Origin of the sequence: Methylocella tundrae (genome assembly GCF_901905185.1) — a bacterium.
Taxonomy (GTDB): domain Bacteria; phylum Pseudomonadota; class Alphaproteobacteria; order Rhizobiales; family Beijerinckiaceae; genus Methylocapsa; species Methylocapsa tundrae.
The window spans coordinates 1-13,838 of record NZ_CABFMQ020000088.1 but is presented as its reverse complement, the minus strand read 5'-3'; the positions used below and the strand labels follow the sequence as shown (position 1 = coordinate 13,838).

Genomic DNA, 13,838 nt, shown 5'->3' with positions numbered 1-13,838 from the left:
TCGAAGAAGCCGGATCGGCGATCAAGGGAGATCGCGCACAATCCGAAAGCCGTTTGTGTAATAGCGCAGCTCGGCGTCGTAGAGAAAGCGCGAGGCGGAGCGGACATAGCGCGGCCCCGCGTCGAATGACCCCCCGCGCACGACGCGCTGCTTGCACGGGCCGTCATGCGCGACGCCTCCATCGTGCGGCGCGCCCTCGTAGTTCTCGCTCCAGCAATCTTCGACCCATTCGGCGATATTGCCGGCGGTGTCGAAGAGGCCAAAGGCGTTCGCGGGATAGGAGCCCGCCGGCGACGGCTGGCCGCCGCCGCCGCAGCCACGGCAATTGGCATGGCCGCTTCCGGCTTCGTCTCCCCACCAGAACCGCGTCGGGGCGCCCGCGCGGGCGGCATATTCCCATTCCGCCTCGCTTGGCAGCCGATAGGGATGACCGCTCTTGCGGGACAGCCAGTCGAGAAAGCGATGCGCATCGCTCCAGCTGACCTCGCCGACCGGGCCGTCATTATGGTCCCGGCCGCGATCATCGGGGCGCCAGCCGGCGCAGCCGCCATCGGCGACGCAGGCGTCCCACTGCGCGAAAGTTACTTCGCCGCGGCCTATCGCAAAAGGCTGGCCGATCGTGACCGAATGCACCGGCTGTTCGGCCGCAAAATCCTGCGATCCCATGGCGAAGTCCCCGGCCGGAACGATAACGAGTTCGGGACAGGCGGCGCAATCGCGAAAGACCGCTCCAGGCTTTGCGTCTTGCGGCGGCCCGAGTTGGACCGCGCCGGCGTCGGCCTTCGCGTCGGCCGGCAAATCCGGCGTCCCGGATCCGGATTTCAGGAAAAACGGTTCCGTCAGCGTCGACTTCACAACAGGCGTCTGCTGGTTGCTGGTTGCGCGCGCAACGCCGAGCCGGGTGTGGTTGAAGACATCGTCGGCGCGGGCGTCGGGCGAGCGCAGCTCCTTCAAAAGCTCGCCGATGAATATATTGCCGTCGCCGTCGACGACCTTGCCCGGCTCGGCGGATGACAGAAGCAGGGTCTGCGGCGGCGGATCGATCGCGCCAAGGCCTCCCGACAGACTGCGGAAACGGCGTTCGAAGGGATTTCGCCGGGAGGCGTCGAGAATCATGATCTTGACCTTGGCGCCGGCCTTATCCATCGCGGCTAAAATCGCATCGACGCTGATCCCCTGATCGCGAACGTCGGCCTCCGTCCAGATGTTGGCGTCGATGGGGATGAGATAGGTCGCCCCTTTCGCCTCGACGCCGTAGCCGGAAAAGAAGAAAAGCGCCGCTGAGCCGGGCTTGATCGCTCCCGTGAAGGCGTTGATTGCGCCGCGCATGGCGTTCTGGCGCAGGTTTGCGGCGATGCCGACGTTAAATCCGATGCGCGTCAGTTCACGCGCGAGACTCTGCGCGGAGCTGAGAGCGGGGGCGGAGGGCAGGCCGCCGGACGCGTAGGCGGCGTTGTCGATGACAAGCGCCGATCCGGGCGGCGGCGGCGCGTCGGTCATTTCGTCCGTTGCCTGAGCCAATCCGGGCTGCGCCTCGAGCGCGAGACTGATGACGAGGCTGAGGAGGACCATGAGACAGGCGCGCATGAAACCCGCGGGGGCGTGGCAGTACATTCTCCGCGCCGGAACGCGGGAGACGCATGAGCGATTTGGGGCGCCCAGGCGTCCTCGATGCGAGGCTAGCACGCGCCGCCGGAAAGTCTATGCTCGGCGCCGTCTCCCGCGCTCCGATGCGCGGCGAAGCGCGCGCTTGTTGCGACGCGCTCCGCCTCGCGCCTGCTTTACTTCCCTTTGGAAGGCGATAGGCTTCGTCCGAATGGGTATTGGAGCCGCGCTTGGAGCCCGCCGCTTGGAGCCCGCCGCCTGGGGATCGAGGCGGGGCGGGCCCAGGCTGAAGCTCCTGAGGGTGTTTTGGCCGGCTGCAAGGATTGAGTGATGAATTGCGATCCGCGCGGCCGGAAACTTGAACAGGCCCATCGGCGTTCGCCGTCCCGGATCTGTTTTGCGGGGACATCGTCCGGCGTCCTTATCTTTGCCCGCTTGTCCTGACCAACTTGTTCCAGGAATGAATCAGCCATCGGCGATTGAAAGCGAGAGGTCGATCCACTTTGACAGAGAGCGCAATCTTGTCTTCCGTCGAAAGTGGGCCAAAGCGCCGCATTCTCTGCGTTTTTCCCCGCTACGTCCCGTCATTCGGCACCTTTGAATACGCCTATCCGCTGACCCCCGGCGTCAGGGCCTTCATGCCGCCGCAGGGGCTTCTGCTCATCGCGGCGGTTTTGCCCAAACATTGGGACGTGCGCTTCATCGACGAAAATATGGACTCGGCGAGCGCTCACGATTTTGCCTGGGCCGACGCCGTTTTTGTCAGCGGCATGCACATTCAGCGCCGCCAGATGGAGGATATAAGGGCGAGGGCCCATGCTCTCGGCAGGCCCGTCGCTCTCGGCGGCCCCTCGGTTTCCGCGTGCCCCGAAGAATATCCGCGATTCGATTATCTTCATGTGGGCGAATTGGGCGATGCGACCGGCGCGCTGATCGCCATTCTGTCGCGCGACGTAGCGCGGCCGCCGAAACAGATCGTCCTGACGACAAAAGAGCGCCTCCCGCTCGCCGCGTTTCCGGCCCCCGCCTATGAACTCGCCAAAATAGACCGCTATTTCCTCGGCAGCATCCAGTTTTCGAGCGGCTGCCCCTACACCTGCGAGTTTTGCGACATTCCCGGCCTTTACGGGCGCGTGCCGCGGCTCAAGACCCCGGCGCAGGTTGTCGGCGAACTCGACAAGCTGCTCGCTTGCGGCGTTAACGGCTCGATCTATTTCGTCGACGACAATCTCGTCGGCAACCGGCGCGCGCTGCAGGATCTGCTGCCTCACCTTGTCGAATGGCAAAAGCGCAACGGCTATGCGGTCAGCTTCGCCTGCGAGGCGACGCTCAATATCGCGCGCTCGCCGGAGATCCTGAGGCTGATGCGCGAGGCGGCGTTCGACACGATTTTCTGCGGCATCGAGACGCCAGAACCCGCGGCTTTGAAAGCTATCCAGAAATCGCACAATGTCGCGGCGCCGATCCTCGATTCGGTGCGCGCGATCAATGATCATGGAATGGAGGTGGTGACCGGCATCATTTTAGGGCTCGACACGGATACGCCGGATACGGGCGAACGGATCGTCGATTTCCTCGCGCAGTCACATATTCCGCTCGCGACGATCAATCTGCTGCAAGCCCTGCCCCGCACGCCCTTGTGGGACCGCCTGCGGAGCGAGGGGCGCCTTCGCGAAAACGACGCGGAGCTCGAATCGAACGTCGAATTCAAACTGCCCTATGACGACGTGCTCGCGATGTGGCGCCGCTGTATGGAGAAGGCCTACGATCCCAAAGCTCTTTTCGCCCGCTATGAATATCAGATGCGCGCAACGCGGCCTAACCGGCTGAAACGTCCCAAGAGCCGCCAGCGCCTGTCGCCGCGCAACATTCGCATGGCTTTCGTCATTTTGGCGAAGCTCTCCTGGAAAGTCGGCGTTCGCGGAAGCTACCGGCGGGCGTTCTGGTCTTTCATGCTGCGCCGGCTGATGCGCGGACAGATCGAGCCCGTTTTGAGCGTCGGCCTCGTCGCCCATCACCTCATCATGTTTGCGCGGGACGCATGCTCGGGAAAAAGCAACGCATCGCATTATTCAGCGAAGACCCGGCCGCTTGAGGTCAACGCGCCGCTCGCCCGGCAGAGCCCGGCCCAATAGAGGCCGATTCTGTGGCTGTAGCGCAACATGTTTCAAAATTGCGCGCTTTAACTAAACTTGGCCGCAATGGCGCAGATGAACAAGTGAGGGCGTGAACTGCGGCTAGCGCATTGCAATTAAAGCCCGATGCGTCATGCGCTGCACTGGTTTCAACTGGCGTGTGATATTTTCCCACGACGCGGGCGATTTGTTGCTGATTGCGCGCAATTCAACCTGTGAGGTAACTATCATGTGTTGAGGGATTTGGGGCCAAGTCCATGCGCGATTTACTTTTCCGCCGCAACGCGGCTATCGAGCCGCGGCCAGCCACAGCGGGTGGGGGACGGCGGCGCATCGCGATGGTCATGCGCATAGGCTTGATCGCCGGGGGCCCGGCGATCGGCTTAGCGAGCGGCGCCAAAGCCCAGACCATGACATTCGAGGGCCTCAAGGACGGGGAACTCGTCAACGCCTATTATAACGGCGGCTCCGGCAGTCTCGGATCGCAAGGCGGACCGGCCAAGAATTATGGCGTCGCCTGGGTCGGCGCTCTCGCGGGTTTCGCCCCCAATGGGACCTTCAACAACGTCGCGAACGAGCCTACTTCTCCGACGGTTATGGGATTTTTGTCCGGCCCCGCGCCGGTGATGAATGTGGCGAACGGATTTACAAAGGGATTTTCCTTCGCATACGCCGCGCCTTTCTTCACGGGATCGATCACCGTCTGGTCCGGCCTCAACGGCACGGGCACGGAACTCGCGACGCTCACTTTGCCGACCAACGGCAGCAATCCGAATTTCAGTGAAAGCTATTCAAATTGGACGCCAATCGGCGTCGGCTTTTCTGGAATCGCGGAATCGGTCACCTTCGGGGGCACGGCGAACTTCATTGTATTCGACGATGTCACGATCAATTCGATCAACCCCGGCGGCAGCACGATCAATACCACACAGCCGTTTTTCCTCGCCAGCGCCCTTGGCGCCACCGTTTCTCCCGTATTTCAGGGCGGCACGCTGCGGATGGATCAGATCAACGGGATCTACGCCCAGAACTTCACGCTCAACAATTCCGCCACCAACACAATTGACGAGGCCGGCAACGTTTCCACCTTCACCGGCGTTTTTTCGGACGCCGCGCCAGGAACGCCAGGTAATCTCATCATCGCCAACAGCGGCGCCGGCGGCTCCGCGACCTTCACCGGCGTCAACACCTATACGGGAACGACAACGATCAACGCCGGCGCGACCTTGATCATTGGTCCTGGCGGCTCAATCGACAATCTGAGCACGATCACAAACTCGGGCGTGCTCGATGTCGCCGCCGGAGGCGCAATCACCGTCGCGGGCATCACCAACAACACGACCGGCGTCATCACCAACTTCGGCGCCATCACCGACGCCCTGGACAATTCCGGCGTCGTCATCAACGCCGCGGCCTATAATGCCGATGTCAACAATTTCGCGACGGGCGCCATCGTCAATAGCGGCGTCTGGACCGGCGATCTCCTATCCAACACAGGCTCCATCATCAACAGCGGAACCTGGAACTCCGCGAACTTCAGCAACAATGCCGGCGGCGTGGTGAACACGGCGGGCGTTTTGACGGCGACAGCCGCCCTCGTCAACGCCGGCCTCTTCAACGCGCAGGGCTCCTTGACGACGCCGCTCGTCAACAATACCGGCGTCTTTAACGTCACAGGGCCGCTCGCCGGAGCCATAGGAACATTCAACAACGCGGGCACGCTGAGCCTCGTCAACGGTTCGACGACCGACACATTCGCCGCGACGACCTACAATGGACAGGGCGGCCGATTCGCCATCGACGTCAATCCGACTTCGACAGCCGCGACACAGCGCGCCGACCTCCTGAAAGTGACCAATCTCAGCGGCTCGACATCGCTTTTCATCAACGCAGTCGGCGGTTCGGGACTCATCCGCACGCCTATACCGGTCATCGCCGCGACGACTGTCGCGCCGGGAACCTCCGTCTCCGTCGGCAACAACCCGGGGATCATCAATTACGGCCTGCAGCAGGCCGGCGGAACGTACAATCTGATTTCGACGGTCAATACGAGCGTCGCCTCGGCGACGCCGACCGGCATCAACGCGGTCGTCAGCGCGCTCAACACCGGATTTTTCCAGAACGCCAGCGCCTTCATCTCAGAGCCGCCAGACCCCAGCAGAAACCAGTGGAACGGCGGTCCCTGGATCCGCGTCGCCGACGGACAGAACGATGTGAGTTCGCTGACCTCGGCGCAAAATCCGACAGGAACCGCGTCGGCGCCCGCGAAGGTTCGCGCGAACTTCAACGGCTTCCAGACCGGGGTCGATCTCGGCGTCGCAAATGTCGAAGGATCGGGCTGGAACACCCATCTCGGCGTCACCGCCGGTCAAGTCAATCTTCGCACCAATGATCTAGTGACGACCAACATCTCGAGCCAGGTGCAGGTGCCGTTCATCGGCATCTATGGCGCGGTGACGGGTCATAACTTCTTCGCCGACTTTCAGGTCCGCGAGGATTTCTATGAAATGAATCTCTATAATCCGGGGGCGTTTCTGACTGGATCCAATCTCGCGGGGACGGCGCTCGCCGTCAACGCCTCGGCTGGCTATCGGTTTGATCTGCCCTCCTCATGGTTCGTCGAGCCGTCGGTCGCATTCATGTATTCGGATCTGCATCTCGATAGCCTGCGGGTCGGGCTCGATTCGAGCGGAATGTCATCGGCCTATCTTAATTTCAATCCCTTCCTCAGCGACCTTGGGCGCGCTGGCGTTCGCGTGGGCACGACTTATATCTCCGATGCTCTCCAACTGGCGCTGCAGCCTTTCGTGACGGGCAGCGTCTGGCGCGAATTCGCCGGCGACACGCATACGACGTTCGTGACGCAGGGAGCCTCGGTGCCGCTGAGCGTCACCCGCATAGGGACCTTTGGGCAGGTCGGCGTCGGCGTCTCCGCGCAGGTGTTGAAGACGGGAGTTCTTGGCTTTTTGCGCGGCGATTACCGTTTTGGCGACTCCATCAGCGGCTATGCCCTGGTCGCCGGATTGCGCTATCAGTTCTGAAGCCTGGCCCTTCAAGGGCGCGGTTGTCAGTCTGAATGACGCGGCCGATCTCGCGAACGCCTCAGGAGCCGGACCCTTCTTCGCGCGCTTTGCGCAGCTTCGCCCAATAGGCGAGGCGCTCGCGCAGGTCCCGCTCAAAGCCTCGGGCGGCCGGCGCGTAGAGCTTTTGCCGTCCCAGCGCCTCAGGCCAATAGTTCTGGCCGGAAAACGCGTCGGGCTCGTCGTGATCATAAGCATAACCTGAGCCGTATCCCTCGCGCTTCATGAGCTTCGTCGGCGCGTTAAGGATCACTTTCGGCGGCATCAGCGAGCCGTGCTCTTTGGCGAGGCGCATCGCGCTTTTATAGGCGACATAGGCCGCATTCGACTTTGGCGCCGTAGCCACATAGATCACCGCCTGCGCGATGGCGAGTTCGCCTTCGGGCGAGCCCAGAAAATCATACGCCTCCTTGGCCGCGTTGGCGACGACCAGCGCCTGCGGGTCGGCAAGACCAATGTCCTCCACCGCCATCCGCACCACGCGCCTTGCAATGAAAAGAGGATCTTCGCCGGCGTCGAACATGCGCGCGAGATAATAAAGCGCCGCGTCGGGATCCGAGCCGCGGACCGTCTTATGCAGCGCACTGATGAGGTTGTAATGGCCCTCCTGCGCCTTGTCGTAGATGGGCGCGCGGCGCTGCACGATTTCGGCCAATGCGGCGGCGTCGAATATCTCGTCCGGCGCCGCCGCACGCCAGACTTCTTCGGCAAGCGTCAAAGCCGCCCGGCCATCGCCGTCGGCCATCCGGACCAGAGCCGCGCGCGCCGATTCGTCGAGCGGCAAAGGCCGGCCTTCGAGAAGTTCCGCGCGCGCCAGCATCTTTGCGATCGCCTCGTCGTCGAGAGCGCGAAATGTCAGCACGCTCGCGCGAGACAACAGCGCCGCATTCAGCTCAAAACTCGGGTTTTCGGTGGTCGCTCCGATGAGAATGACCGACCCGTCCTCCATGACGGGCAAAAAGCTGTCCTGTTGAGCCCGGTTGAACCGATGCACTTCATCAACGAAAAGCAGGGTCCCCTGCCCCGCCGCGCGCCGGCCACGCGCCTCCTCGAATAGTTTTTTCAGTTCGGCGACCCCCGAAAAAATAGCCGAAATCTGCACGAAAGTGAATTTCGTCTCATGCGCGAGAAGCCGCGCGACCGTCGTCTTGCCGGTGCCGGGCGGCCCCCAAAAGATCAGGCTGCCGAGCGAGCCAGAAGCGATGCGGCGCGTCAGCGCGCCTTCGGGACCGACGAGGTGATCCTGCCCTACGACTTCCGCGAGGTTTTTTGGGCGCAGGCGATCCGCGAGCGGCTGCGGCGCCTGATTTTCAAGACCTGCTGCGGCGAAGAGATCGCTCATATATGATCCAGGGCGCCGAGTTCACGCTCGACGCCAAAACGGCGCTGACCTTTCAAATCAGATCATGCGCCAGAAAGAGAACCCGTCATAGGATCACCGCCGGCCGAACCTCAGCCGCCGAGCATGGTGGTGACCACCTCGCCGCCCCGCCCGATAGTCAGTTTCCAGTACTCGTGCCTGCTGCTGACAGCGCGCTCGAGATCGCGCGTGGTCCGCACCTTGACATCGTTGACCGACAAAATGACGTCGCCCTTCTGAAAGTTCACTGCCGCGGCGGTCGACCCGTCTTCGATATCGCTGACGACGACGCCCTCGCTGACGCCATGCAAGGACATTTCCTCGATAACCGCCGGCGACAGATTGACGACCGTCGCCCCCGCGAAGGGCGAAGCCCCCTTCAGCTTGACCGGATCGCGCACGGGGATTTCCGCGGCCGGCGCCAATGTCAGCTTCACGCTGAGCGGCTTGCCGTCGCGAATGAGCGCCAGCGAGGCCGTTCCGCCGAGCGGTTTCGTCGCGATCCGGTAGCCGAAGCTCTCAGGGTCGTCGACGCTCTGCCCGTCGATGGCGGTGATGAGATCGCCGCCTTTCACGCCCGCCTTGTCGGCCGGCCCGTCGCTCGTCACTTCGTTCACGAGAGCGCCGGACGGCCGGTCGAGGCCAAGCGAATCGGCGATCTCCACGGAAACGGACTGGAGGCTCGCTCCGAGCCAGGGCCTCTGCACCGGCTTGCCGCTTTTCGCCGCGGCGACCACGATTTTCACCATATTCACGGGAATCGCGAAGCCAATGCCGACCGAACTTCCGGTTTGCGAAAAGATCGCCGAATTGATTCCAATCAGCCGCGCCTTCATGTCGATGAGGCCGCCGCCTGAGTTGCCGGGATTGATCGCGGCGTCCGTCTGGATGAAAAACGCCGAATCGGAGATGCCCCCTTGCGTGCGCGCCAGCGCGGAGACGATCCCTTGCGTCACGGTCTGGCCGACGCCGAACGGATCGCCGATCGCGAGCACGATGTCGCCGACCTCGAGGGCGTCGGAATCGCCAAGCTCCATGAAGGGGAAATCTCCCCCGCCCTTGATGCGCAACACCGCAAGGTCGCTGCGGTGATCGCGCAGCACGATGTCGGCGTCGAATTCGCGTTTGTCCGAGAGCGCGACTTTGACGTCCGTCATGCCGTCAATGACGTGGTAATTGGTGACGACCAGCCCAGATCGGTCGACGAGCACGCCCGAGCCGAGCGAGCGCGTCGTGGAACTGCCGGGGCGTCCGCCCCCAAAGAAACGCTCAAAAACGGGATCGTCGAACAGGGGATTCTTGGGGCGCTTCTCGGTGCGGGAGGCGTAGACGTTGACGACAGCCGGCTGCGCCTTCTTCACCACGGGCGCAAACGACAGGAGAATTTCGGCTGCCGTCGCGGGAGCCTGCCGCGCGGGCTCCGCCGCCGCCTGACCCGCGCAAAAGATCAAGGAAAGCGCCAATGCGGCGCAAAACGCGGGACGCATGGCCGCGGGAGCCCGCCAGCGCGAAAAAAGTCCCGTCGTCATGGATCGCCCCATCGCCCAGGCATCCTGAATTGACATGGCCTCGTCCACAGCAGAGCTTATGCCTGAAGCCGACCCCTGCGCCAAAGGCATCGGAAAACGATCTCTTATCCTACCGCGCCGCCTGCATGCGAAACGAGGTCCGCTCGGCGCGAAGATGCGGCAGAGGAAGCCGCGATTTTTTAGAAGCGGCGAGCAGGAAAGCCCTGCTTCGCCGATTCCGCCATTGGTTGCGTCCGCGCGGCGGCGCAAGGGCGCCGATCAGGCCGCCGCTTCTTCGTCCTGTCCACCCTGCGCCGGGCCGGAATCCTGACCCTTTGCGGAAACGTCGCGATCGACGAATTCAATCACGGCGAGCGCCGCATTGTCGCCATAGCGGAAGCCGGCCTTGAGGACGCGCGTATAGCCGCCATGCCGGTCCTTGTAGCGCGGCCCGAGCACCGAGAACAATTTGCCGACGAGCGCCACATCCTTGATCTGCGCGATCGCCTGACGGCGCGCGTGCAAGTCGCCCCGTTTGCCGAGCGTCACCAGCTTTTCGACGATCGGACGCAGATCCTTCGCCTTCGGCAAGGTCGTGACGATCTGCTCATGCTTGATCAGCGCCTGGGCCATATTGGCGAACATAGCCTTACGATGTTCATGCGTGCGGCCGAAGCGGCGATGGGCGTTGCCGTGATACATTGGCTTTCTCCGTTGTTTTTGCGGCCGCCGCGCCACGGTACGGCCGCTCCTTATTGTCTCCCTTTTGGGAGCGTTAGGTCTGATCAATAATGTTCTTCAAAGCGCTTGGCGAGTTCGTCGATATTGTCCGGCGGCCAGCCGGTGACTTCCATGCCAAGATGCAGGCCCATCTGAGCGAGAACCTCTTTGATTTCGTTCAAAGACTTGCGGCCGAAGTTCGGCGTGCGAAGCATTTCGCCTTCGCTCTTTTGAATGAGATCGCCAATATAGACGATATTGTCGTTCTTCAGGCAATTGGCCGAGCGCACCGACAATTCGAGTTCGTCGACTTTCTTGAGCAGAGCCGGGTTAAAAGCGAGTTCCGGAATCGACGGCGTCAGCTCAACGCGGCGCGGCTCCTCGAAGTTGACGAAGACATTCAGCTGATCCTGCAGAATGCGCGCGGCGAAAGCGACCGCGTCCTCAGGCGTAAGGGCGCCATTGGTTTCAACCTGCAGCGTCAGCTTGTCGAGGTCAAGGTTCTGACCTTCGCGGGTGTTTTCGACGCGATAGCTGACCTTTTTCACCGGCGAATAGAGGCTGTCGATGGGAATGAGGCCGATCGGGGCGTCTTCGGCGCGATTGCGGTCGGCGGCGACATAGCCTTTGCCGGTGTTGACCGTGAATTCCATGCGGATCTCGGCGCCCTCATCGAGCGTGCAGATGACAAGGCCGGGATTGAGGATCGAAATGTCGCCGGTGGTCTGGATGTCTCCGGCGGTGACTTTGCCGGGGCCCTGCTTTTTCAGGACGATGCGCTTCGGGCCTTCGCCCGGCATTTTGATCGCAATGTCCTTGATGTTGAGGACGATGTCGGTCACGTCCTCGCGCACGCCGGGGATCGACGAGAATTCGTGCAGAACGCCGTCGATATGCACGGAGGTGATCGCGGCGCCCTGGAGCGACGACAGCAGAATCCGGCGCAGCGAATTGCCGAGGGTGAGGCCGAAGCCAAGCTCAAGCGGTCCCGCGACGATGGTCGCAAAACGCTTCGGATCATCGCCTGAGATGACTTCGAGTTTGTTCGGTTTGGTGAGCTCTTGCCAGTTTCTTTGGATCACGAAAGAGCCTTTCTGACGGTGCGGCGCCCGCCTGGCGCCCGGACAAAGTGCCGAAAAATGCGGCGGACGCCCGATTGTCCGCTTTTCGGCTTCGAGAAATGCGCCTGACCGCGTCGCGGCGCATTTCTCTAACGTCTTGTTGCGTAAACCGTGAACGGTAACCGGTTCGCGCTTTGCAAAGGCTTCGGTTCAAACGCGACGGCGCTTGCGCGGCCGGCAGCCATTATGCGGAATTGGCGTGACGTCGCGAATAGAGGTGACTGTGAAACCGGCCGCCTGCAGCGCGCGCAACGCGGATTCACGACCAGAGCCAGGCCCCGACACTTCCACCTCAAGCGTGCGCATGCCGTGCTCGGCGGCCTTGCGGGCGCAGTCCTCGGCCGCCATCTGGGCGGCGTAGGGGGTCGATTTACGCGAGCCCTTGAAGCCCATGGTGCCTGCGGAGGACCAGGAGATGGTGTTGCCCTGCGCGTCCGTGATGGTGATCATCGTATTGTTGAACGTCGAGTTCACATGCGCGACGCCCGAGACGATATTCTTGCGTTCGCGACGGCGAACGCGGGTAGCTTCCTTGGCCATATGCTATTTCCTTCAGGCGCGCCCGTAATGCCAGGCGCTCGGGATTGATCTTTTTTGTAAATGAACGGCGTCTTACTTCTTCTTGCCGGCGATCGGCTTGGCTTTGCCTTTACGGGTGCGCGCATTGGTATGGGTGCGCTGGCCGCGGACGGGCAATTGCCGGCGGTGACGCAGGCCGCGGTAGCAGCCAAGGTCCATCAGGCGCTTGATGTTGATCGCAACTTCGCGGCGCAGATCGCCTTCGACGAGATAATCGCGGTCGATCGTCTCGCGAATCTGCAAAACTTCCGCGTCGGTCAGTTCGGCGACGCGCCGCTCCGCCGGGATATTTACCTTGGCGCAAAGCGCCTCGGCCTTTTTGGGGCCGATTCCGTGAATATACTGGAGAGCGATGACGACCCGCTTATTGGTCGGAATATTAACGCCTGCGATACGTGCCAAAACCTATGCTCCATGTCGGCCGCGCTCGTAAATGCCGCGCGGCAAGTTTCCTCGCGTCCGGTGGAGGCCGGCCCATGCGAGGCGCCTGACAAATAAAATTATGGGGCGCGCGTAACGCCCCCGAAACTTTCGTTTCAGGCTGGAAGCGGCGTGCATAGCCGATGCCGGGAGCCGCGTCAACTATTAAAAGCTCGCCTATCAAAATCCATGGCCTTGGGTCTGCCCGCGACGGAGCGGGGGAGGCAGCGGAGGTTAGATGAGGAAAACTTCGCCGCCGGTCCAGGAAGCGAGAATAGAAAGCGAAACGGCCTGTTGCATTCCCCAATCGTTTGCGCCATATAGCGCAAACCGTCGGCGTCGCAGCCTGCGGATGGATGCGGGTGTAGCTCAGGGGTAGAGCACAACCTTGCCAAGGTTGGGGTCGAGGGTTCGAATCCCTTCGCCCGCTCCAAATTTCCTCAATAAAATCAAGACGTTGAAAGCGGTCCTTCGGGGCCGTTTTTGCTTACATCGGGTTCGATTCCGAATTTTGTAAGCATCTTGTAAGCACGCGAAATACAATCCTCGGATACGATATCGCATGTTCGGGTGCCGCCGGTTCGGAGAAGAGGTTTGAAGGCGTGCGCCGATCGACCCCACGCGGCAGCAGGGAGCTGAGCGTGCTATCCTGCAAGCAATCAAGTAGGAATTGAATTCGATCATGGAGGGATCCGGCCGGCGAATCGGGCCAAAATCCATCTCTCAGAGGATCATCGGCTGGTTCGATCGGTCAAATATTTGCCGCGTCTCGTAAGGTTTGAATTACAATCTGCTATTCGATTGAGGCGGGACGATTCGCGAAGCCCGCCAGTTGTGCCAATTTGTGCTGGCATTGATTTCTTTTGGGGACCTATCGTGCCCACCCTTGAAGACATTAAGCCCGGCGCGCGGCTACGAGGCCTTGACCCCGCTGGAATCGCTGAGGTGCTCCAGTTAGCTCGTTTTGGCGTCGACGCCCTGAATCTCGTGTTCAGGGTCGACGGCCGCGTGGGAGAGCGTCTCGTCTATCGCGGCGAGGAGACCTCCTTCGAATTCTTTGATGCGGGCCGGACCTATGCCTTCGACGCAGACGGCGCTCTCTTGCGGTTGGCGTCAGAAGTGTCGATTTCCGCCGAGAATTGACCCAGGATTTCCATTGAGAACTGACCCGGCCTGATGATGGTTTGTGGGTCAGGCGTTCGTCAAGTTTCGCGGTTTCTCCTTGGTGGATTTAGCGGGCTTCGCCGAGCTGTTTTTGAAGCGGAAGCTGTCATTTCCGGTTTCGAGGATGTGGCAGCGATGGGTGAGGC

The 13,838-nt window shown here is 61.8% G+C and carries 10 protein-coding genes, 1 tRNA gene and 1 pseudogene; 4 read left to right on the top strand and 8 right to left on the bottom strand.

Annotated features, from left to right (window positions below; all coding sequences use genetic code 11):
- Window positions 1–21: 21 nt before the first annotated feature.
- The gene (locus MPC4_RS13675) at window positions 22–1,614 is read right to left on the bottom strand and encodes an SUMF1/EgtB/PvdO family nonheme iron enzyme (RefSeq protein ID WP_174513000.1); all 1,593 of its coding nucleotides are present in this window, start codon (window positions 1,612–1,614) and stop codon (window positions 22–24) included.
- Window positions 1,615–2,126: 512 nt separating this feature from the next.
- Here MPC4_RS13675 and MPC4_RS13670 point away from each other — a divergent pair.
- A complete protein-coding gene (locus tag MPC4_RS13670; RefSeq protein ID WP_174512999.1) occupies window positions 2,127–3,740 on the top strand; it encodes a B12-binding domain-containing radical SAM protein in 1,614 nt (537 codons plus the stop codon).
- 257 nt (window positions 3,741–3,997) lie between these two features.
- Window positions 3,998–6,781 carry an autotransporter domain-containing protein gene (locus MPC4_RS13665; protein ID WP_174512998.1) on the top strand — a complete coding sequence of 928 codons (2,784 nt, stop codon included), beginning with the start codon at window positions 3,998–4,000 and terminating at the stop codon, window positions 6,779–6,781.
- Window positions 6,782–6,842: 61 nt separating this feature from the next.
- On the opposite strand, the gene MPC4_RS13660 is transcribed toward MPC4_RS13665, so the two are convergent.
- From MPC4_RS13660 to rpsM, 6 genes are all read right to left on the bottom strand, one after another.
- Window positions 6,843–8,162, bottom strand: coding sequence for a replication-associated recombination protein A (locus tag MPC4_RS13660; RefSeq protein ID WP_174512997.1), 1,320 nt, complete (start codon window positions 8,160–8,162; stop codon window positions 6,843–6,845).
- Window positions 8,163–8,272: 110 nt separating this feature from the next.
- Window positions 8,273–9,667 carry a DegQ family serine endoprotease gene (locus tag MPC4_RS13655; protein ID WP_425312476.1) on the bottom strand — a complete coding sequence of 465 codons (1,395 nt, stop codon included), beginning with the start codon at window positions 9,665–9,667 and terminating at the stop codon, window positions 8,273–8,275.
- A gap of 300 nt (window positions 9,668–9,967) precedes the next feature.
- The gene (gene rplQ / locus MPC4_RS13650; RefSeq protein ID WP_134490587.1) at window positions 9,968–10,390 is read right to left on the bottom strand and encodes a 50S ribosomal protein L17; all 423 of its coding nucleotides are present in this window, start codon (window positions 10,388–10,390) and stop codon (window positions 9,968–9,970) included.
- An 83-nt stretch (window positions 10,391–10,473) separates the two neighbouring features.
- Window positions 10,474–11,490: a DNA-directed RNA polymerase subunit alpha gene (locus tag MPC4_RS13645; RefSeq protein WP_134490585.1), complete on the bottom strand. Its 1,017-nt coding sequence runs from the start codon at window positions 11,488–11,490 to the stop codon at window positions 10,474–10,476.
- A 189-nt stretch (window positions 11,491–11,679) separates the two neighbouring features.
- Window positions 11,680–12,069, bottom strand: coding sequence for a 30S ribosomal protein S11 (gene rpsK, locus MPC4_RS13640; RefSeq protein ID WP_012591970.1), 390 nt, complete (start codon window positions 12,067–12,069; stop codon window positions 11,680–11,682).
- A 72-nt stretch (window positions 12,070–12,141) separates the two neighbouring features.
- On the bottom strand, window positions 12,142–12,510 hold the full coding sequence (rpsM, locus tag MPC4_RS13635) for a 30S ribosomal protein S13 (protein ID WP_134490584.1): 369 nt from the start codon (window positions 12,508–12,510) through the stop codon (window positions 12,142–12,144).
- Window positions 12,511–12,886: 376 nt separating this feature from the next.
- Here rpsM and MPC4_RS13630 point away from each other — a divergent pair.
- Window positions 12,887–12,961: transfer RNA gene (locus MPC4_RS13630), tRNA-Gly, on the top strand.
- 512 nt (window positions 12,962–13,473) lie between these two features.
- A complete protein-coding gene (locus MPC4_RS13625) occupies window positions 13,474–13,671 on the top strand; it encodes a hypothetical protein (protein WP_174512996.1) in 198 nt (65 codons plus the stop codon).
- Between the two features lie 48 nt (window positions 13,672–13,719).
- On the opposite strand, the pseudogene MPC4_RS20955 reads toward MPC4_RS13625, so the two are convergent.
- Window positions 13,720–13,838, bottom strand: a pseudogene (locus MPC4_RS20955) (ATP-binding protein); the annotation flags it as partial.

Bases quoted from the DNA above. Each gene is read 5' to 3' on its own strand.
- rplQ (WP_134490587.1), bottom strand. From the start codon at position 10,390: ATGTATCACGGCAACGCCCATCGCCGCTTCGGCCGCACGCATGAACAT.
- MPC4_RS13665 (WP_174512998.1), top strand. From the start codon at position 3,998: ATGCGCGATTTACTTTTCCGCCGCAACGCGGCTATCGAGCCGCGGCCA.
- rpsK (WP_012591970.1), bottom strand. From the start codon at position 12,069: ATGGCCAAGGAAGCTACCCGCGTTCGCCGTCGCGAACGCAAGAATATC.
- MPC4_RS13675 (WP_174513000.1), bottom strand. From the start codon at position 1,614: ATGTACTGCCACGCCCCCGCGGGTTTCATGCGCGCCTGTCTCATGGTC.
- MPC4_RS13660 (WP_174512997.1), bottom strand. From the start codon at position 8,162: ATGAGCGATCTCTTCGCCGCAGCAGGTCTTGAAAATCAGGCGCCGCAG.
- MPC4_RS13655 (WP_425312476.1), bottom strand. From the start codon at position 9,667: ATGCGTCCCGCGTTTTGCGCCGCATTGGCGCTTTCCTTGATCTTTTGC.